The 19,523-nt window shown below is 74.7% G+C and carries 17 protein-coding genes; 11 read left to right on the top strand and 6 right to left on the bottom strand.

The features are described 5' to 3' along the window. The first annotated feature begins 140 nt into the window (after positions 1–140). Entirely contained in the window at positions 141–2,003 is a 1,863-nt protein-coding gene (locus AC6H2I_RS10475) for a glycosyltransferase family 4 protein (RefSeq protein WP_497500570.1), read from the top strand. Between the two features lie 16 nt (positions 2,004–2,019). Here AC6H2I_RS10475 and AC6H2I_RS10470 read toward each other — a convergent pair whose 3' ends face one another. From AC6H2I_RS10470 to galE, 3 genes are all read right to left on the bottom strand, one after another. Continuing rightward, on the bottom strand, positions 2,020–4,173 hold the full coding sequence (locus AC6H2I_RS10470; protein ID WP_497500569.1) for a hypothetical protein: 2,154 nt from the start codon (positions 4,171–4,173) through the stop codon (positions 2,020–2,022). A 1-nt stretch (position 4,174) separates the two neighbouring features. Continuing rightward, entirely contained in the window at positions 4,175–5,164 is a 990-nt protein-coding gene (locus tag AC6H2I_RS10465; RefSeq protein WP_497500568.1) for a glycosyltransferase family 2 protein, read from the bottom strand. A gap of 83 nt (positions 5,165–5,247) precedes the next feature. Beyond that, positions 5,248–6,243, bottom strand: coding sequence for a UDP-glucose 4-epimerase GalE (gene galE, locus AC6H2I_RS10460; protein ID WP_497500566.1), 996 nt, complete (start codon positions 6,241–6,243; stop codon positions 5,248–5,250). 199 nt (positions 6,244–6,442) lie between these two features. Here galE and AC6H2I_RS10455 point away from each other — a divergent pair, with 199 nt between their 5' ends. The 10 genes from AC6H2I_RS10455 to AC6H2I_RS10410 all read left to right on the top strand — a co-directional run bounded on the left by AC6H2I_RS10455 (position 6,443) and on the right by AC6H2I_RS10410 (position 16,629). Next, positions 6,443–6,832: a GtrA family protein gene (locus tag AC6H2I_RS10455; protein ID WP_497500565.1), complete on the top strand. Its 390-nt coding sequence runs from the start codon at positions 6,443–6,445 to the stop codon at positions 6,830–6,832. A 46-nt stretch (positions 6,833–6,878) separates the two neighbouring features. Further along, positions 6,879–7,799, top strand: coding sequence for a decaprenyl-phosphate phosphoribosyltransferase (locus tag AC6H2I_RS10450; RefSeq protein ID WP_497500564.1), 921 nt, complete (start codon positions 6,879–6,881; stop codon positions 7,797–7,799). A 22-nt stretch (positions 7,800–7,821) separates the two neighbouring features. Continuing rightward, a complete protein-coding gene (locus tag AC6H2I_RS10445) occupies positions 7,822–8,814 on the top strand; it encodes a lysylphosphatidylglycerol synthase transmembrane domain-containing protein (RefSeq protein ID WP_497500562.1) in 993 nt (330 codons plus the stop codon). After that, positions 8,811–10,169, top strand: a complete 1,359-nt coding sequence (locus AC6H2I_RS10440) for an FAD-binding oxidoreductase (protein WP_497500561.1) — start codon at positions 8,811–8,813, stop codon at positions 10,167–10,169. Before AC6H2I_RS10445 ends, AC6H2I_RS10440 begins: the two co-directional genes overlap by 4 nt. Beyond that, complete coding sequence (locus AC6H2I_RS10435; RefSeq protein WP_497500560.1) at positions 10,166–10,957, top strand: SDR family NAD(P)-dependent oxidoreductase; 792 nt, start codon at positions 10,166–10,168, stop codon at positions 10,955–10,957. Before AC6H2I_RS10440 ends, AC6H2I_RS10435 begins: the two co-directional genes overlap by 4 nt. Before the next feature lie 32 nt (positions 10,958–10,989). Then, positions 10,990–11,295, top strand: coding sequence for a hypothetical protein (locus AC6H2I_RS10430; protein ID WP_497500559.1), 306 nt, complete (start codon positions 10,990–10,992; stop codon positions 11,293–11,295). Between the two features lie 88 nt (positions 11,296–11,383). Further along, positions 11,384–11,896: a sigma-70 family RNA polymerase sigma factor gene (locus tag AC6H2I_RS10425; protein ID WP_497500558.1), complete on the top strand. Its 513-nt coding sequence runs from the start codon at positions 11,384–11,386 to the stop codon at positions 11,894–11,896. A gap of 4 nt (positions 11,897–11,900) precedes the next feature. Next, positions 11,901–12,698: an anti-sigma factor family protein gene (locus AC6H2I_RS10420; protein WP_497500557.1), complete on the top strand. Its 798-nt coding sequence runs from the start codon at positions 11,901–11,903 to the stop codon at positions 12,696–12,698. A 126-nt stretch (positions 12,699–12,824) separates the two neighbouring features. Continuing rightward, entirely contained in the window at positions 12,825–13,973 is a 1,149-nt protein-coding gene (locus tag AC6H2I_RS10415) for a 2OG-Fe(II) oxygenase (protein WP_497500556.1), read from the top strand. 115 nt (positions 13,974–14,088) lie between these two features. Then, positions 14,089–16,629 carry a hypothetical protein gene (locus AC6H2I_RS10410; RefSeq protein ID WP_497500555.1) on the top strand — a complete coding sequence of 847 codons (2,541 nt, stop codon included), beginning with the start codon at positions 14,089–14,091 and terminating at the stop codon, positions 16,627–16,629. A gap of 69 nt (positions 16,630–16,698) precedes the next feature. On the opposite strand, the gene AC6H2I_RS10405 is transcribed toward AC6H2I_RS10410, so the two are convergent. The 3 genes from AC6H2I_RS10405 to AC6H2I_RS10395 form a co-directional block, all read right to left on the bottom strand. After that, entirely contained in the window at positions 16,699–16,995 is a 297-nt protein-coding gene (locus tag AC6H2I_RS10405; protein ID WP_497500554.1) for a hypothetical protein, read from the bottom strand. Positions 16,996–17,079: 84 nt separating this feature from the next. Beyond that, entirely contained in the window at positions 17,080–18,726 is a 1,647-nt protein-coding gene (locus AC6H2I_RS10400) for a glycosyltransferase family 9 protein (RefSeq protein WP_497500553.1), read from the bottom strand. 3 nt (positions 18,727–18,729) lie between these two features. Beyond that, entirely contained in the window at positions 18,730–19,491 is a 762-nt protein-coding gene (locus AC6H2I_RS10395) for a hypothetical protein (RefSeq protein ID WP_497500552.1), read from the bottom strand. Positions 19,492–19,523 lie beyond the last annotated feature (32 nt).

The raw sequence follows: 19,523 nt of genomic DNA, 5'->3' as shown, positions 1-19,523 counted from the left end.
GCTGGTCCCTCTCCACCTCCCGATGGCCGCTCCCTCCGCGGGTCCCGGCCGCGACAGGCAATCTCCTCTACCAGTCGGTCGCCCGGCGGTCTATTAAGTTCGCTCCATCCGACGCCCCCCGAACACGTGTCCTTGCCCGCATGCTGGAGTCCCTGAAGCCGCTGGTCCGCCGCATCCTGGCGCGCACGCCGGGCGGCGCACCGGTGGAGCGCGCGCTGCACCGCCTCTACCGCCGCCTCGCCGCCACGCCCGCGCCGGTTTCGCCCGCGCCGCCGCAGCGGCCCGGCACGGCGGCGGCCCCGCTGCCGGCGATCGGCATCCTTGCGCCGGCCGACGATCCCGGCCTCGCCCATCGGCTCGCCGCCCTGGCCCCGGCCATGCTGGTCCCCCTCGACCGCGCCGGGGACGCCGCCGCCGCCGGCTGCCGCTATCTGTACGCACCGCAGTCGGCGACGACGGCGCTGGACGAGCGGGACCTGCGCACCATCCTCCTGGCGGTGCTGCACCGCGACCTGGACTTTCTGCTGGTCAGCCGCACCCTGGACGAGGCGCCGACGCTGGCCGTGGCGGGGGCACTGCGCGACCAGACGGTCTTCGCGGCCGACGCGGCGCCGGTCTTCCTCGACCGGCGGGCGCCGGCCCGGCCGCTGACCGGCCGCCTGCTGCGCCTGCTCCCGGCCCCCGCCAAGGCCGTGGCGACGACCCTGGACGAGGCCCTGGGCTTCGCCGCGCCGCAGACGGCGGGCGCCTGGATCGGCCTGGGCGGCGCCCCCGCGGTGCCGGCGCCGCGGCCGACCGCCGGTGCCGCCCTGCCGCTGGCCGGGGCAGGGGACGGGGCAGGGGACGGGGCAGGGGACGGGGCGGGGGGCGGACGCACGGTGCTGGTGCTGCCGATGTTCCTGGCCGTGGGCGGCGTCGAGCGCAACACGGTGGAGATCGTCCGCGCCCTGCACGGGCGCTGGGACTTCGTCATGGCGACCACCGAGCGGCTGGCCACCCGCCAGGGCAGCCTGCACCACCAGGCGGCCCCGCTGGCCCCCCTCTACGACCTTGCCGAGGTGGCGGAGAACACCGACCACCTCGCCCTCATGACGGCGGTGGCGCGCACCCATCGCCCGGATGTCGTGTGGATCTGCAACGGGTCACCCTGGCTGGTCCATCACGCCGCCGCCCTGCGGGCGCTGTTCCACGACGCCGGCATCGTCGACCAGCAGGTCTACGACACCGAGGTCGGCTGGATCGCCCACTATCCCGACCCGGGCATCCAGGCCTTCGACCGCTTCATCGCCATCACCCGGCGCATCCACGCCGTGTTCGTCGACCGCCTGGCCATGGACCCCGGGCGCATCGACCTGATCTACTCCGCCATCGACGCCCCGCGCTTCGACCGCCCGCCGGTCGACGCCGCCGAGCGCGCCCGCCTGTCGGCGATCACCGGCATCCCCACCGACCGCCGCTGCTTCGCCTTCATCGGCCGCCTGACCGACCAGAAGGCGCCTCTGAACTTCCTGGAGCTGGCGCGCCGCGCCTGCGCGGCCGGGAGGTCGGACCGCTTCGTGCTGATCGGCGACGGCGACCTGGCGGCGGCGTGCGACGCCTTCATCGCCGCCCACCGCCTGGACAACGTCCAACGCATCCCCTTCTGCAACGACCTGACCCGGGTCTACCCGCTGCTGGCCGGGCTGGTCGTGTCGTCGCGCTACGAGGGGCTGCCCATCGCCATGCTCGAGGCGATGGCCATGGGCGTCCCGGTGTTCGCCACCGACGTCGGCGACATCCGCGCCGTGCTGGAGGAGTACGGCAGCGGCGCCACCGTGCCGCCGGACGACGCCGCGGCCCTGGCCGATGGCTTCGCCGGCTGGCTGGAGGCCCTTCCCGCCTTCGCGGACCGCGCCCGCACCGCCGCACCGCTGGTGCGCCAGCGGTTCTCGACCGCCGCCATCGCCGGCCAGTACGAGGACTCCTGGCGGCGCGCCACGGCGGCGCGACGCGCCGGCGGCTGACGGCCGCTGACGGCCGCTACGGCGCCGCGGCGACCGCCAGCGCCGACAGCTCGAGGCGGCAGTCCCGCCCGGGGCCGGTGCGAAGGCCGACGATCCCCTCGGCCGGCCCGACCGGGACCGTGAAGCGGAAGGCGGCGGGCGCCCCCGCGGCGACCGTTGCCGTCGCGTCCGGCCCGACCGCGGCCATCACTCCACCGCCGTCGCCGTCGCCGCCGGCACCGCGCACCGCCTCCAGACGCAGCGGCGCGCAGCCCGCTCCCGCCAGGGCGGCCGTGCCGGAGATGACGACCGCGCCGCGGACCGGGCGCAGCAGGGTCACCGCGAGCGGCGCGCCGTCCGCGTCCGCGGGCGCCGGAAAATGAAGGGTGCGGGCGCCGTCGGCGCCGTAGCCAGCGTGGGCGGGTTCCGCCGTCCAATGCCAGACGTCGCGGTAGCGGGGCGGTGGCGAGCCGGTCACCGCGCGGACCCGCCGGTAGATGTCCAGCGCCGTGGCCAACGCCGTCGGCCGGCTCCGCACGTACAGCCGGGCCGTCGCCCCCTGCCCGCCCAGGGCAAAGCGGGCGCCGCTGTCGGCGAAGTCCGCGGCGACCGGCCACTCGTCCCGGAACGCCGCGACCAGAACGCGCACGACGTCCTGCTCGGCCGGGCTGCTGAGATGGTACTGGAAGGGCCGCACCACGACGACCTGGCGGGCCCGCAGCAGATCCTCGACCGGCAGCGGGTCGCGGCTGTCCACCTGCGGGCTGGCGATCACCGCCAGCTGCGGCGGGCCGCCGCCGAACAGCGCCGGCTCGGCCTTGGCCACGAGGTCGAAGTTCAGCAGCCCGTTGGACGCGGCGACGAGGACGGGCTGCGGCCCGGCGCGCAAGGTTCCGATCAGCCGCCGCACCTCGTCGAAATCCCGGCGGACCATCGGTCCGAACGGTATGGACAGCAGCCCGGTGCGATCCTGCACGATGCGGTACGGGGTCGTCCAGGGCCCGTACGTTACCAGGGCCACGGCCGCCGCGACGGCCAGGCACGACGCCAGACACAGCCGCCCCAGCGCCGGCGTGGCGTGGCGGGCCACCGCGTCCGCCGCCATCAGCACGCCCACCGCGGCCAGCGGCGGCAAGGCCACGATGATGTGATGCCCGTTGTTCTGGCGGGCCAGGCCGAACCACAGCGCCAGCCAGAGCGCCCCGAACAGGCCGAGGGCGCTGAGCGCGCCGCAGCGCAGGCGCCCCGCCGCCAGGGCGACCACGACCGCCACCGCCGCCGCGGCCAGGTAGACCGGCCCCATGAGCGCGGCGAAGGACCGCACCAGCGCGCCGAACGGCAGTTGATAGGAGGCGTACAGCGCCCCGTAGTCGTGGGCCAGCACGGTGCCCACGAAGTACGGGTTGAACGCCATGAGGAGCGCCAGCGTGGCCGCCGGCAGCGCCAGCGCCCGCAGCAGCCGGCCCGCCCGGGCATCGGCGAGCACCGCGCCGGCGCCGCCGGCGCGCAGCCGCTCGCCCCAGTGCAGCAGCAGCGACAGCGCGGCCGCGCCGAGCACCGCCAGCCCGGCGTACGCGATGTGGCGGCGGACCACCACCGCGGCGGCGACGGCGACCGCCACGCCCAGCACCGTGGGCCACCGGTCGAGGCGCGGATCGCCCAGCAGGATCGCCAGCCCCGCCAGCAGCGTGGCGGCGGCCAGCACGTCGGGGTAGCCCCGCATCACCGTCATCCACACCGGCGGCACCGCCACCGCCAGACAGGCGCCGCCCCACAGCGCCGCCCGCCCGAGCCCGGGCAGGGCGCGCCGGCAGACCACCCCGACCACCAGGGCATAGGGCACCAGGTAGAGCACGGCCAGCGCCACCACGTAGGTCGTCCGCGAGCCGCCGAACAGGGCCAGTGCGGGAACCAGGGGCACCGCAAAGATCAGGTTGTATTCGTCCTTCAGCGCGCCGAGGAAGAGGGCGGCACCGGAGCGCGCATCGCCGAGCAGCTGATCGGCGAAGCCGACGGCGACGCCGTGGAACCCCGCCCAGTCCCAGAAATAGAGGAACCGTTCATGGGCCATGTAGGCGTGGGCGAGCACGCCGACGGCAAGGGCGAAGGCGGCAACCGCCGCACCGCCGCGCGCCAGGCCGGCCGCCCGGGACTGCCCCCGGCGGTGGCGCCGTCGGCTCGCCAGCGTCATGTCAGAGCGGGGCCATCTGCCGCGCCGCCCCGCGGGCGGGTGCGGGCGCAACCGCTGCCGGCGGCACGGCGCGGGTGACGCTTTCGATGAGGAACAGCGGGCGCTGCTTCGACTGAAGGAAGATGCGGCCGATGTACTCGCCGATGATGCCGAGCATGACGAGCTGCAGGCTGCCGACGAACAGCACGACCGAGATCAGGCTCACCCATCCCGGCTCGGTGCTGAGGAAGGCATAGGAAAACAGCGCGTACGCCAGCATCAGCAAGCCGACGACCACGCCCGCCACGCCGGCGTAGATCGACAGGCGCAGCGGCACGACGGAAAACCCGGTCAGGGCGTCGGCGGCGAAGCCGAGCATCTTGCGCAAGGGGTATTTGGTCTCGCCCGCGAACCGGGCGTCGCGGTCGTAGGGGAGCGCCACCTGGCGGAACCCGATCCAGCTGACCATGCCGCGCACGAAGCGGTGCTGCTCGGGCATCGCGTTCAGCGCGTCGACCACGCGCCGGGTCATCAGCCGGAAGTCGCCGGTGTCGACGGGAACGCGCACCGTCGACATGCGGTCCAGCAGGCGGTAGAACGCCGCCGCCGATGCCTTCTTGAACGCCGATTCCCCGGCCCGATCGCGGCGCTGGCCGTAGACCACGTCGGCGCCGTCGCCGACCAGCCTCAGCATGTCTCCCAGAAGCTCGGGCGGGTCCTGCAGGTCGGCGTCCAGGACGAAGACGAGGTCGCCGGAGGCCACCGTGAGGCCCGCCGACAAGGCGAGCTGGTGGCCGAAATTGCGCGACAGGTTGACCACCGCCACATGGGGATCGCCCGCGGCGATGCCCTTCAGCCGCTCCAGCGTGCCGTCGCGCGATCCGTCGTTGACGTAGACCACCTCGTAGCCGTCGCCGACCGCCCCGCGGCAGGCCGCGGACAGCCGACGGTGGAGTTCCGCGACCCCGTCCTCCTCGTTGAAGCAGGGAACGACTGCGGACAGGTTCGGCATGCGGCCCTCCATTGCGTTGGACGTGCTGCGGCGCACCATGCCCTTTGTGCCACAAGGACCGATGGTGCGCCACCCACCCATTGCTACGCGGACGATGGGAGCGTCCTGCGTTCCCACGCCAGGGCATGGCCGACCATGAGGTCGAGGTCGTCGTATGCCGGCCGCCAGCCAAGCACCTCGCGGATGCGCCCCGCCGCCGCCACCAGCACCGGCGGGTCACCGGCGCGGCGCGGTCCGATGCGGACCGGCAACGGCCGGCCGGTCGCCCGCTCGACCGCCGCCACCACCTCGCGGACCGAGCGGCCGCGGCCATAACCGCAGTTGAGGACCACCGGCCCATCGGCGGCGGCGAGATGGCGGACCAGCCGCACATGGGCGTCGGCCAGATCGCTGACGTGGATGTAGTCGCGCACGCAGGTGCCGTCCGGGGTGTCGTAGTCGTCACCGAACACGGTCAGGTCGCGGCGCTGCCCCGTGGCGACCTGGACGGCCACCTTGATGAGGTGGGTGGCGACGGCGCCGCACTGCCCGGTCGCACCCCCGGGATCCGCGCCGGCGACGTTGAAGTAGCGGAGGATGCCGCAGCGCAGGCCGTGGGCCGCGGCGGTGTCGCGCAGCATCGTCTCGGTCATCAGTTTCGACGCGCCGTAGGGATTGATCGGCCGGGTCGGCGCGTCCTCCGCGATCGGGAGCCGGTCGGGCACGCCGTACACCGCCGCCGTGGACGAGAACACGAAGCGGCCGACGCCGCAGCCCACCGCGGCCTCGATCAGCGCCAGGCTGTTGGCCGTGTTGTTGTGGTAGTACGCGAGCGGGCGCTCCACCGATTCCGGCACGACGATCGAGCCGGCGAAGTGGAGGATCGCCGACGCGCGGTGGAGCTCGAGCAGCGCAGCCAGCCGGTCGCGGTCGCCCACGTCGCCCTCGACGAAGACCACCCCGTCGGGCACGGCGGTCCGGCGGCCCGTCGACAGGTCGTCCAGCACCACCACCCCGTATCCCGCCGCGCGCAGCGCCAGCACCACATGGCTGCCGATGTAGCCGGCACCGCCGGTCACCAGAACGACCTCCTGATCCATCGGTCCCGCTCCTTGTCCTGCCGGGACCGGCAGCGCCGCGCCTGCCCCGTCCCTCTCCTTATGCGGATTGCATTGCGCGTTTGCCAAGCCTTGTCGTCGCGGCGCGGCTCCCGCGGTGCTTGCGCCGCGCCGGGGCCGCTGGCTATGGTCCGCCGGCACGTCCGTTTTCTCCTGCGACCCCCTTATGGCGGGCAATGGCATGTCCCTGGTCCGCACGCTCGTCGACGCCACGATGATCCGCTTCGTGCTGGTGGGGCTCGTCAACACCGCGGTCGGGTACGCGGTCATCCTGGCCGCGCACGGGCTCCTCGGCCTCGGCCACGTGGCGGCGAACGCCGCCGGCTACGCCGTCGGCCTGACCGTGAGCTTCACCCTCAACCGCCGCTTCACCTTCCGCCACCAGGGCCGGGCCGCCGCCGCCGCCGTCCGCTTCCTCGGGGTGTTCGCCGTGGCCTACGCGGTGAACCTGGCCGTGCTGCTGGGCCTGGTGGACGGCCTGGGCGTCCCCGGCCCGCTGGCGCAGGCGATCGCCATGGTCGCCTACACCGTGGTCTTCTACCTTCTCAGCCGTTTCGTCGTCTTTGTCTGAGGCCGGCGCTTTACGGTGGCCCGGCAGATGCTGTAGGTCGAGCACCATGGTCGATCACGCTGTCACCGCCCCCCGGTCCGACGCCGCCAGCCCGGCGGCGGGAGGGCCGCGCGCCCTGCTGCACCTGCTGCGCCCCCACCAGTGGGTCAAGAACGGCTTCGTCCTGGCCCCGCTGTTCTTCACCCCGGCCGCGGTCGACGCCACGTCGGTGCTGCGGGCGGCCGCGGCGGCCGTGTGTTTCTGCCTGGTGGCCAGCGCGGTCTACATCGTCAACGACTACGCCGACCGCGAGGCCGACCGCGGTCATCCGACCAAGCGTCTGCGGCCGCTCGCCGCCGGCACCATCGCGCCGGCGGCGGCGTTCGCGGCGATGGCGGCGCTGCTGGCCGCCGGGCTGGGCGCCGCCGCGCTGCTGTCGCCGGCCTTCCTGGCCTTCGTCGTCGCCTACCTGCTGCTGAACCTCGGCTATTCCCTGCGCCTCAAGCACGTGGCCATCCTCGACGTGCTGATCATCGCCATCGGCTTCGTGCTGCGGGTGGAGGCGGGCGCGGCGGTGGTCGCCATCCAGCCCAGCGTGTGGATCATCGCCTGCACCTTCCTCCTGGCCCTCTTCCTGGCGCTGGCCAAGCGCCGCGACGACCTCGTCCGCGACCTCGGCGCCAGCCACCGCCGCAGCCTGGACGGCTACAACAAGCCCTTCCTCGACACCGCCTTCACGGTGACCGTCGCGGCCCTGGTGGTCTGCTACATCATCTACACCACCGACGCCGCGGTGGTTCAGCGGATGGGGACGGACCGGCTGTACCTGACCGTGCCGTTCGTCGTCGCCGGGGTCTTCCGCTACCTCCAGCTCACCCTGGTGGAGGAGCGGTCGGGCTCGCCGACCCGCATCGCCGTGAGCGACCCGTTCCTGGTGACCACGGTGGTCGGCTGGATCGCCGTGTTCGCCGCGCTCATCTACCTGTGACGCCAAGAGGATGCCACCCGCCGTGCCGCCTGCCGTGCCGCCCCCCTCCCCCCGCGACGCCCTGGCCCGGGCCGGCCGGCTGACCGCGGTGGCGGCGGCCGTGGCGGCGGCCGCCTTCGCGCTGGCCGGGGCGCTCGCCGGCTGGGAGGCGGTGACCGCGCCGCTGGCGCGCCTCGGCGCCCCGCTGGTCGCCGGCATGCTGGCGCTGTCGCTGGTCAACTACGCCGTGCGGGCGGTGCGCTGGCACCTGTTCGAGCGCCGGCTCGGCATCCGCGTGCCGTGGCCCCGCTCCGCCGTGATCTTCGCCGCCGGCTTCGCACTCACCGCGACCCCGGGCAAGATCGGCGAGGCGGTCCGGCTGTGGCTGCTGGAGACGCGGCACGGCGTCGGCTACGCCCGCTCCGCGCCGCTGCTGATCGGCGACCGCGTCGCCGACGCCAACGCCGTCGCCGCCCTGTGCCTCGGCGGGTTCGCGCTGTTCGCCGAGCACGCCTGGATCGGGGCGGCGCTGCTGGCCGGGCTGGCCGCCGCCAACCTGGCGCTGATGCGCCCGGCCGCGCTGGCCCGGGCGGTCGGCGCCGCCCACCGCCTGTTCGGCCGGCGCGCCGTGCGGCTGTTCGCCGGGGCGCGGACCGCCCTGCGCCGCAACGCCCGCCTGTTCGCGCCACGCCTCCTCGCCGCCGCGCTGGCCCTCGGCGTCCTCGGCTGGACGGCGGAGGGCCTCGCCTTCCATTGGCTGCTGACGGCGCTGGGCGCCGGCACCACCCTGGCCGAGGCGATGTTCGTCTTCGCCTTCTCCATGCTGGTGGGCGCGGTGTCCATGCTGCCGGGCGGGCTGGGCGGGACCGAGGCCACCATGGTGGCCCTGCTGACCGCCGGCGGCACCGACACCGCCACCGCCCTGGCGGCCACCGCGGTGATCCGCCTGACCACCTTGTGGTTCGCCGTGGCGCTGGGATTCCTGGCCCTGCCCGCGGCCTTGGGCGCCGCGCCGCGGCACGGGCTGGCGCCATGAGCCGCTGGCGCACCCTGACCCTGGCCGGCTGGGGCCGCACCGCGCCGGCGACGGCCCCGGTGGCCCGGCCGGAACGGGTGCCGGAGGTCGCGGCGGCGCTGGCGGACGCCACCGCGGCCGGCGCCAGCCTGCTGGCGCGCGGCCGGGGGCGCAGCTATGGCGACCAGGCGGTGAACGGCGCCGGGCGGGTGGCGCTGATGGAGCGCCTCGACCGCATCCTCGCCTTCGATCCGGACAGCGGCATCGCCACCTGCGAGGCCGGGGTCACCATCGCCGACCTGATGGCCGTCTTCCTGCCGCGCGGCTGGAAACCGCCGGTGATGCCGGGCACCGCCTTCGTCACCATCGGCGGCGCCATCGCCAACGACGTGCACGGCAAGAACCACGACCACGCCGGCAGCTTTGGCGACCACGTGGCGTGGCTGTCGCTGCTGCTGGCGTCGGGCGAGGTGCGGCGGGTCACGCCGGAGGGGGATGGCGAGCTGTTCGCCGCCACCCTCGGCGGCTGCGGCCTGACCGGCGTGGTGCTGGAGGCCGGCGTTCGCCTGGTGCCCGCGCCGTCGCCCTGGATGCGGGTGAGCGAACGGCGCATCCCCGACCTCGACGCCTTCCTCGCCGCGCTGGACGAGGCGCGGCGGACGGCGACCCATTCCGTGGGCTGGATCGACGGCCTGGCGCGGGGCCGGCACCTCGGCCGCGGCCTGCTCGAAACGGCCGATGCCTCCGGCTCCGCCCCCGGGAACGCCGCCCCGCCGCCCCGGCGGGCCCGCCGGATCCCCGTCGATGCCCCGGGCTTCGCCCTGAACCCGGCGTCGGTGGCCGCCTTCAACGCCGTCTACCGCCGCCACGTGCCGGCGGCCGGACGCGTCCGCACGGTGCCCATGGACCGCTTCTTCTTCCCGCTCGACGCGCTGCACGAGTGGAACCGCATCTACGGCCGGCGCGGCTTCCACCAGTTCCAGTGCGTGCTGCCCGACGCCACCGCCCCGGAGGGTGTGCGCCGCCTGCTGGAGGCCATCGCCGGGGCCCGCGCCGCGTCGTTCCTGGCGGTGCTGAAGACCCTGGGGGAGGAGGGGCGCGGGCTGCTGTCGTTCCCCATGCGCGGGATCACCCTGGCCCTCGACCTGCCGGCCCGGCCGGGGGTGGCGGAGCTGCTGGGCCGCCTGGAGCGGTTGACCCGCGACCATGGCGGGCGTGTCTACCTCGCCAAGGACAGCGCCCTGTCGGCCGAGGGCATGGCCGCCATGTACCCGCGCCTCGGCCGCTTCCGCGCCGTGCTCGCCGACGTCGACCCGCAGCGCCGTTTCGCCTCCGACATGGCCCGGCGCCTGCGCATCCATGGGGACGTCCGGTGAGCGCCAGCCACGCACGCGGCCCGACGCCCGGCGCCGCCCCACCGGACACCACGCCGGACACCTGGCTGGTCCTCGGCGCCTCCTCGGCGCTCGCCCGGGCCTTCGCCCGGGTCGCCGCCGGCCACGGCTGCGCCGTGCTGCTCGCCGGGCGCGACGGCGCCGACCTGGCGCGCAGCGCCGCCGATCTCGCCACCCGCTGCGGCGTGGCGGCGCGGGCGCTCGCCTTCGACGCCACCGACACGGCGTCCCACGCCGCGTTCGCCGCCGCCGCGCGCGCCGCCGCGCCGGGCCGCCTGTGCGTGTTCCTGGCCTTCGGCGCGATGCCCGAGCAGACGGCGATGGAGCGCGATGTCAGCAAGGCCGTGGCCTGCGTCCAGGCGACCTATGTGGGCGCCGTCTCGGTGCTGGGACACCTGGCCCCCCTGCTGGAGGCGGCGGGCGGCGGGCGGGTGGTGGTGATCGGCTCGGTCGCCGGTGACCGCGGCCGCCTGCCCAACCACATCTACGGCTCGGCCAAGGCGGGCCTTCACGCCTACGCCCAGGGCTTGCGGGCGCGCCTGTACCGCAAGGGGGTGAGCGTGACCACGGTCAAGCCCGGCTTCCTCGACACCGCGATGACCTGGTCCCTGGGCGTGCCCCTGGCCGCCAGCCCCGCCGCGTGCGCCGCCGCCTGCTGGGCCGCGGCGGCGCGCGGACGGGCGGTGGTCTATGTTCCGTGGTTCTGGTATGGCGTGATGACCATCATCCGCCTGATTCCCGAATCCCTGTTCAAGCGCCTGTCGTTCTGACGACGGGCCCCCGACCGCACCGGAGCCGCCCCTTGAAGACCGACGACGTCGAGGCCCTTGCCGTGGCCTCCTTCGCCCTCAGCGCCACCTTGATGCGAAGCCTGGTGGCGCGCGGCGTGCTGCCGCGGGCCGAGGCACGCGCCATCGTCGACTCGGCCCTGGCGCAGGTCCGCGCCCTCTACCATCTTCCCGCCGCCGCGGCCTCCGGCGGGGGCGGGGCGGCCGGCGATTCCCTGGACATCGACGCCTTTCTCGACGCCGCCCACGAGCGCGACGCCGAAGCGGTGCTGCGCGACCTGCTGACCGGCGTCGGCGGCATCGCGGCGGCACGGGATTAATCCGGCGCGCCGCGCGAACACGGAAAGGGTCGGGGGTGGCCACGGCATCCCGCCGGCGGTTCCCAGGACCCGAGGACCCACGGGCGCGATGTTCGAACTGAAGAATGACCTGGCCGATCAGCTGCGGAACCTGCGCAAGTACGCGATCGCCCTGGTGCGCAACGGGGACGACGCCGACGACCTGGTGCAGGAGACGCTGGTGCGTGCGATCGCCGGGGCCGACGGGTTCCGGCGCGAGGGCGACCTGCGGCGCTGGCTGTTCGGCATCCTGCACAACGTCTACGTCTCCAGCGCCCGGCGGTACCAGGTGCGCGCCCGCGCCGCCGCCGTCCTGGAGGGCAGTGCCGAGGAGGCCACGGCGGCGGCCCAGCCCGACCAGGTGGAGCTGCGCCGCACCGTCGACGCGCTGCAGGCTCTGCCCCTCGAACAGCGCCAGGCCCTGGCCCTGGTCGCCCTGGAAGGCCTCACCTACCAGGAGGCCGCACAGTTGCTGAACATCCCGCTGGGCACCTTGATGTCCCGCCTGGCCCGCGGCCGCGAGGCGCTGCGCCAGGCCACCGGACGGGAGGCGGCCCCGGCGACCCTGCGTGTGGTGAGGTGATCCCATGACACGGACCAACGACCGCGGTCCCAGCGAGGACGATCTTCACGCCTTCGTCGACGGCCTGATCGACCCGGCCCGCCTGCCGGAGATCGAGGCGTGGCTCCAGGCCAACCCCGCCGAGGCGGCGCGCCTGCGCGACTATCACCGCCTGAACCGGCAGCTCCGTGGCGGACTGGACATGCTGGCCGCCCGCCGCCCGCCGGCGGAGGCGGCGCTGGAGCAGCGGCTCTACCGCCGCCTGCTGTGGCGGGCCGCGTTGCGGCGCGTCGGGACGGCCGTCGCCGCGTCGCTCCTGCTCGTCGGCGGCTGGGGGTTGCGCGACTGGATCGAACCGCCCGTCGCCGACCTCGCCCTGGACGGCGTCCCGCTCTACGCCGACGAGGCGGCGGAGGCGCACCACACGCTGGCGTTCCGCACCCGCATCGAGGATCCGCCCGCGCCCAGCGATCCAGCGCTGCAGGCCCGCATGGTGGAATCCCTGGCGACCGCCGCCGGCCGCACGATCACCCTGCCACGCCCGGTGGCCGATCTCCGGGTCGTCGGCTCCACCCTCGTCCCCTGGGACGAGGGCACGGCCCTCCAGGTCGCCTACCGCGAAACCGACGGCGAACTCGTCACCCTGTTCGTGGTCGCCGACGAGGACGAGGAGCACACCCCGCCCCGGGCCGTCGCCCGCGACGGGCTCCGCCTGGTGTTCTGGCAAACCGGCCGCGTCGCGTACACCCTGGGGGGCGACGAGGACGACGACGAGGACCTGCTGCGGGTCGCCCGCCTGATGGCCGCCGCGCCCCCGGGGTGACGGCGCCGTCACCCCGGGGGCGCGCTGCGGGGGTAGACCAAAAAGATCACGCGACCCACGGGAATGATGCGGGGGGGCACGGCGAATATGGCGGCAACCCACTCCCCTTCACTCGGGCCCCCACCGATGCCGCTGCTCACCCCCGGAGATCCGTTCCCCTTCTTCAAGGGGCGCACGCCCCAGCGACCGGACTTCGTCATCGACTCCATGGCCGGACGCTACATCGTCCTCAGCTATTTCGTGTCCGCCGGCCTGCCCTTCGGCCGGCGCTTTCTCGACCACGTCACGGCGATGGCCGCCGCCCGGTTCGACGACCGCCGCTGCTCGTTCTTCGGGGTCAGCATCGACCAGACCGACGAGGCCGAGGGCCGGCTGGCGCAAAGCCCGCCCGGCGTGCGGTTCTTCTTCGATCCCGACCTGCGCATCAGCCGCCTCGGCGGCGTGACCCCGGACGCCGCGCCGGACGGCGGGGGGCCGCCGCCCTACGAGCCGGCGACCTATGTGCTCGACCCGTCGTTCCGTGTCCTGGCCGCCGCCCCGTTCGGCGATTCCGACGCGCACGCGGCCTGGCTGTCCGGGGTGCTCGACGCCCTGCCGGCGCTGCCGGAGCCCTTCGCCGCGCCGGGCCACGCGCCGGTCCTGGTGGTTCCGCGCATCTTCGATCCGGATCTGTGCGCGGGGCTGGTCGCCGCCTACGAGGCCGACGGCGGCGGCGAGTCCGGCTACATGGTGGAGCGCGACGGCCGGACCGTCCCGGTGATCAACGCTGCGAAGAAGCGCCGGCGCGACGCCGGCATCGAGGATCCGGCACTGCGCGCCGCCATCCTCGAGGGCGTGCGACGGCGCCTTCTGCCGCTGATGGAGCGGGCGTTCCAGACCCGGCTGACGCGCATCGAGCGCTTCATCGTGGCGTGCTACGAAGGGGAGAACCGGGGCCATTTCCATGCCCACCGCGACAACACCACCCGGGGCACCGCCCACCGCCAGTTCGCCGTCTCGATCGGCCTCGACGAGTCCTACCGCGGCGGCGAGATGTGCTTTCCGGAGTACGGCTCCGCCCTCTACCGGCCGACCGTGGGCGGCGCACTGGTCTTCTCCTGCTCGATGCTGCACGAGGTCCGGCCGGTCACCGCGGGACGGCGCATGGTCTTCCTGACCTTCCTCTACGACGACCAGCAGGCGTCCCTGCGGCGCACCAACAGCCGGTTCCTGGGGGCGCCGGTCCCGGCCCCGGCGCCGGACGGTTCGGCGCTGCCGGCGGCGGCGACCGCGTGACCCGCGCCGGCCATTAGGCGAACGTCAACCATCGCGCCGCTATGAGTGAGCCTCCAACAGGACGTTCACCACATCCACCGGGCGCCCCGCGCGCCCGGAGCGCGGGGGTCGACGCATGGCGTTGCAGAGCACCATCACCTTCGACGAGAGCGCCGCCGCCATCGCCGCGGTCCAGCCCCAGGTCGACGCGGTCCTGACCGCCGCGATCGCCAGCCTGGGCCGGCACTACGCCACCAACGCCACGCTCGAGGTCCTGGTGCAGGCCGAGGACCTCGGCGCCACCGTGCTGGCCCAAGGCGCGCCCGGCGGAACCGTGCTGGTGCGCCAGTACACCCAGCTCCGCGACATGCTGCTGAAGAACCAGCCGGCGCTGCCCAGCGACCCGGCGCTGTGGGTCAAGCAGGCCGCGGGAACCGTCTACGACGTCCACCAGGCGACCGCGGCGTACGAGATCGCCACGGGGACCGACGGCAACGGCGCCGCGCCGGACATCGTCATCACCATCAACACCCAGGCGGTGACCGAGAACTGGTTCTACTTCGACCCCGACCCGCGCGACCGCAGCCCGATCGACGCGCCCCTGGTGCCCGACGACCAGTACGACTTCTACGACGTCATGCGCCACGAGGTGGCGCACGGCCTCGGCCTGGCCGGGCTGCGCAACGAGGTGACCGGGGCGATCGGCACGGAGATGTCGGTGCACGACCGCTGGACCATCTATGCCGGCGCCCAGCCGAACCCGTTGCCCTACTTCGCGGGACCGGCGGCCACCGCCGTGTACGGCGCGCCGGTGCCGCTGGTCGACGGCAACCTCTACCACTACCGCGCCGACATCGGCCCGCTGGCCGGCCTGTTCGGGCCGGCCGCGACCATGGGAACCCGGCTCGACCTCACCGCGCTGGACGTCGCCATCCTGCGCGATCTCGGCCTGCCGAACCTGGCCAACGACACCACCGGCACCGACGGCAACGACAGCATCGCCGGCACGGTGCTGCGCGACAACATGTCGGGCGGCAACGGCAACGACACGCTGCTGGGCGGCGACGAGGCCGACGTGGTGGCCGGCGGTGCCGGCAACGACGTCATCCACGGCGATCCCGTCGGCACCGCCAACGCCGACATCCTGGTGGGCGACGGCGGCAACGACTACATCGACGGCGGCGGCGGCGACGACCATCTCGACGGCGGTGCCGACCAAGACACGGTGCTCGGCCTGCCCGGGGCCGACACCGTGATGGGCGGCGGCGGCGACGACAGCCTGTTCGGCGACTACTACACCGACCGCTTCCGCGCCGGCGCCAACGTCGCCATCGCCCAGGACGCCACCAACGCCGACCTCATCGACGGCGGCGCCGGCAACGACTGGATGGCCGGCGGCGCCGGCGCCGACGTGCTGGTCGGCGGCACCGGCGCCGACACCTTCTCGATCGCCGATCCCGGCGAGTCGGCCCCCGGCAGCCGCGACAGCATCGCCGATTTCCGCGGCCGGCTGACCGAGACCATCGACGGCACCACCCACACCGTCACCTTCTCGTCCGTCGGCGGCGCCACCGCCCAGCTCGTTCCCGGGCAGGAGATCGTGGATTTCCGCGGCGCCGCCGCCCACACCCAGCGCGACGTCATCGACGTCTCGGAGATCGACGCGGTCGCCAACACCGCCGCCAAGGACGGGTTCACCTTCATCGACCAGGCCGCGTTCACCGCCGCCGGGCAGATCCGCTGGGCGGTCGAGGGCAACAACCTGGTCGTGGAGGGCAACACCGACGACGACCTCGCCGCGGAGTTCTCGATCGAGCTGACGGGAATCGGCGGCTCCTACGCGCTCACCGCCGTCGACTTCAACCTCGGCGCCAGCAGCAGCGCCGCCCTGGCCGCCCCCTCCCTGGCCGGCCCGCCCGGGCAGGGCTGGACCGCCGGCGGCCAGGCGGCGCCGGAGGGCGTCGTGCTCAACCTCGGCACCGCGACCGTGGCCAACGCCCAGGGCGCCGTGCTGTCCATCCCCTACGCCCGCAACGCCATGGGCACCTACCACGGCGACCGCATGCACGGCGATGGCGCGTCCAACACCCTGTGGGGGGAGGACGGGGCCGACACCGTGTTCGGCGACACCGGCGACGACACCCTGCACGGCGGGTACGGGCTCGACCAGCTCTCCGGCGGCGCCGGCAGCGACGTGATCTACGGCAACGCCGACACCGACCGGCTGTGTGGCAACCGCGGCAACGACGTGCTGTTCGGCGGATCCGGCGACGACCTGGTGTACGGCAACCTCGACGCCGACGTGCTCTACGGCAACCGGGGCTCCGACATCCTGTTCGGCGGCGCCGCGGAGGACACCCTGTTCGGGGGGCTGAACGCCGACGTGCTCTATGGCGGGGCCGGCGCCGACGTGCTGCACGGCAACCGCGGCAACGACACCCTGTGGGGCGGCGAGGGGGCCGACCGTTTCGAGATCGGCGGCGGCGCCGGGGCCGACGTCATCGCCGACTTCACGGCGGCGGCCGGCGACCGCGTCGTTCTGGCCGCGGGGATCGGCTGGGGACTCGGCCAGGACGGGGCGGGGAATGCGGTGCTGGCGTTGAGCACTGGGCACTCCGTCACGCTTCAGGGGATCGCCCCGTCGGCCGTCGAGGCCGGCTGGATCGTCGTCGGCTGACGCGCCGTTCCGGGGTGCGGCGACGCCGCACCGCCGGCGGCGGCGCGCCCGTCGTCACACCGCCTGCCGTCACACCGCCTGCAGGTAGGCCGGGTCGAGCTGGCCGTGGCGGAACGGGATCCAGTCCTTGTGGTCGGGCCGGTAATAGAGGCCGTAGGGATTGCTGAAGAAGATCTTCTGCATGGGCTGGCCCCCCTCGCGCTGGGTGCGCTCGTGATCCACCAGCGGCGACACCGCGAAGATCTTCTCCCACAGCTCGGCGTTGTCCACGTCGCGCCCGGCATTCTTCACGTAGTCGCGGGCGGTGTCGCTGAGCTGCCACGCCTCCTCGACCATCGCGTAGTAGTCCACGGTACCTTCAGCCATGATTCTCGTCCTCGAAGGGTTCGGCGCCTCTGATTTAGCGCGAACGGGCGTTCAGGAAAAGGGATTCGGTCCCCGCCACGCCGCTTATCTGCGCCGCAGCAGCCGGCTGACGGCGCGCAGCGGCGCCGACACCCGCCACGACGAGGAGGCGTAGACCCCGTCGAGCGCCGCCCGCAGGCCGTCGCGCTCCTCGCCGCGGCGCTGGAGTTCGGCGGTCGACCGATGGAGTTCGGCCAGGGTGGCGGCGTAGGCGGCCCGGGCGGTCTCCGCCTCGGCCAGGGCGTTGTCCCGCACCGCCTCGGCGGCGGCCCGGGCGTGTCCGGCCTGGTCGACGGCGAGCGCCGCGGCGCCGACCGCGCGGGCGCATTGGGCGACCGCCTCGGCGGGACCGCACACCCGCAGGTCGGCGACGACGCGCCCGCCGCCGCGCAGCCGCTCCAGCGCCTCGGCCGGCACCGGCAGCTCGATCCAGCCCTGGCCGTCGACGTTGACCCACAGCAGGCGCCCGTCCGGGCCGCCCGGCCACAGGACGAGCAGGCCGCGCGGCTGCGCCTCGAGGCGCGCGCGGTCCTGCTGCAGCCGCCACACCTCGCGGCCGCCACGGTCGAGGGCGCGCAGGCAGACCACGTCGACCACGCCCGCCCGGTCGCTGAAGTCGACACGCAGGCCGCGCGGCGCCCGCGGGAGGTCCGGCAGCACCAGTTCCAGGCGTTGCGGCACCGGCGCCAGCGACAGCGCCGCCACCGCCGTGGGCGGCTCCGCGTAGGCATCGTCCAGCCGGACGTACAGCTTGGCCCGGCCCTGCCCCGGTGCGTCGGGGGCGAGGTGGACGCCACGCGCGGCGGCGGCGGCCAGCGCCACGGCCGCCGGCCCGCCGGACAGCACCGCCTCGAGCAGGCGGCGCGCCTCGCGCAGGCCCGCCGGCAGCATCCAGCCCCGCGGGCCGAGCGGAAAGGCGTTGGCCGGAAAGGCGGGCACGTCGACGAGGCGGGGCACCTTCAGCCCTTCGGCGACCGCGTAGGGCAGCGACGGCGCGCCGACGAAGGCGCGCGCCCCGGCGATCACCCGTGCCAGCTCCAGGCCGTCGCGCGCGGTGACGAACTCGCCGGCGATCCCGGCATAGACTGGCGCGTCCTCCGGAAGGCCGATCAGGACGACCGGACCCAGCCCCTTCAGCAGCGCCGCGAAGAACTCGGCCGGCTGGTGGCGGTAGCGGGGGGTCAGCGACAGCACGATCGGGCCGTCGCCGGGCGCCCCGGCGGCGGCGGGGCGCTGGACGAAGGGCGCGATCCCGGTCACCCGCACCCCCGCGGCGCGCCCGTGCGCCTCCACGAGGTGCAGCCGCTCCAGCGGCTCCAGGCGGAACCGGTCGAGCACGAGATCGACCCCCAGGGCGGTCGCGGGCACGTGCTCGAGCGGCAGGCCCTGGCTCAACACCTCGCGCCGCGCCCGCGCGCCGAAGCCGGGGGCGAGCCGCACCGGCACCTCGGCGATCTCGACACGGCGCAGGCCGGGCTGGGCCAGCAGCAGCGGGGCCAGGAACTCGGCCATGGCCGCGCTCATCACCCGGCCGCCGACACCGGGGTCGCGGCAGACGTTCAGCACCAGCCGGCCGACGCCGGCCGCGGCCAGCGCCGGCAGCGCGTAGACCACGTCGCCCATGTTGCCGCTGTGAACGGCGCTGCGCCCGTCCCAGGTCGCCGCCCCATGGGCGGAAAGCAGGGTCAGCATCGCCTAGAGCCCCCGCGCCGCGAGGGCGCCGTCCAGGGCGGCGACCCACGCCGCCTGGCCGGCGCGCTTCCAGTTGAAGAGGTCCGGCGCCGCCTCCGCCGGGCGCAGGCGCGCGACCACGTCCGGCACCTCCGCTTCGGCGGCGGGGAAGGCGAACGGCAACGCGTGCGCGGAGGGCGCCGGCGCGCCCACCAGCACCGCCGGCTTCAACATGGCGTTGGCCAGGGTCGCGACCGCCGCGTCGGCGGTGACCACGAGGTCGTGCTGGGCGAGCAGGTCGCACCAGGCCGCCTCTCCCGCCGTCAGGCGCACGGCGACGCCGGCAAGGTCAGGCACCGCGAGGAACAGGGCCGCGGCGGGCGCGGCCAGGGTGACCGCGGCCGTTCCGGCGAGGGCGCGGCACAGCGCCGCGCCGGCGTCGGCCAGCCGTTCGTCCGCCACCACGAGGATGCGCTCGAGCCGCCGGGCCGGCGCTTCCGGCAGCGGCCGGTAGAGCGCCGCCGGCGGCAGGTCGGGCGCGGCGCGGAGCAGCTTGCCGGCGGTCTCCGGCCCGGCGGACTCCGGCGTTGCGTCTTCAGCGACGCCCGGCAGGGCGACCACCAGGTCGGCCCGGGCGACCGCCGCCGCCAGCGCGCGCCCGTCGAGTCCGGCGTCGGACAGGGTGTTCCAGGGGACGCCGGGCCGGGCCTCGCCGGCCAACGCTTCGAGGCCGGCGGCCTCGGCCGGCGACGCGGCAAGGACGAGCAGGGTGCGGGCCGGTTCCATGGGGGACTCCACGCTGAATTGAGAACGCGGCG

The sequence above is a fragment of the Azospirillum sp. NS33 genome, assembly GCF_059703765.1.
This window is presented reverse-complemented; position numbering and strand designations above follow the sequence as displayed.

Excerpts from the sequence above, each read along its gene's own strand:
- AC6H2I_RS10400 (WP_497500553.1), bottom strand. The coding sequence starts at position 18,726 with ATGCTGACCCTGCTTTCCGCCCATGGGGCGGCGACCTGGGACGGGCGC.
- AC6H2I_RS10420 (WP_497500557.1), top strand. The coding sequence starts at position 11,901 with ATGACACGGACCAACGACCGCGGTCCCAGCGAGGACGATCTTCACGCC.
- AC6H2I_RS10425 (WP_497500558.1), top strand. The coding sequence starts at position 11,384 with ATGTTCGAACTGAAGAATGACCTGGCCGATCAGCTGCGGAACCTGCGC.
- AC6H2I_RS10415 (WP_497500556.1), top strand. The coding sequence starts at position 12,825 with ATGCCGCTGCTCACCCCCGGAGATCCGTTCCCCTTCTTCAAGGGGCGC.
- AC6H2I_RS10405 (WP_497500554.1), bottom strand. The coding sequence starts at position 16,995 with ATGGCTGAAGGTACCGTGGACTACTACGCGATGGTCGAGGAGGCGTGG.
- AC6H2I_RS10465 (WP_497500568.1), bottom strand. The coding sequence starts at position 5,164 with ATGCCGAACCTGTCCGCAGTCGTTCCCTGCTTCAACGAGGAGGACGGG.
- AC6H2I_RS10395 (WP_497500552.1), bottom strand. The coding sequence starts at position 19,491 with ATGGAACCGGCCCGCACCCTGCTCGTCCTTGCCGCGTCGCCGGCCGAG.
- AC6H2I_RS10470 (WP_497500569.1), bottom strand. The coding sequence starts at position 4,173 with ATGACGCTGGCGAGCCGACGGCGCCACCGCCGGGGGCAGTCCCGGGCG.
- AC6H2I_RS10455 (WP_497500565.1), top strand. The coding sequence starts at position 6,443 with ATGTCCCTGGTCCGCACGCTCGTCGACGCCACGATGATCCGCTTCGTG.
- AC6H2I_RS10450 (WP_497500564.1), top strand. The coding sequence starts at position 6,879 with ATGGTCGATCACGCTGTCACCGCCCCCCGGTCCGACGCCGCCAGCCCG.
- AC6H2I_RS10440 (WP_497500561.1), top strand. The coding sequence starts at position 8,811 with ATGAGCCGCTGGCGCACCCTGACCCTGGCCGGCTGGGGCCGCACCGCG.
- AC6H2I_RS10475 (WP_497500570.1), top strand. The coding sequence starts at position 141 with ATGCTGGAGTCCCTGAAGCCGCTGGTCCGCCGCATCCTGGCGCGCACG.
- AC6H2I_RS10410 (WP_497500555.1), top strand. The coding sequence starts at position 14,089 with ATGGCGTTGCAGAGCACCATCACCTTCGACGAGAGCGCCGCCGCCATC.
- galE (WP_497500566.1), bottom strand. The coding sequence starts at position 6,243 with ATGGATCAGGAGGTCGTTCTGGTGACCGGCGGTGCCGGCTACATCGGC.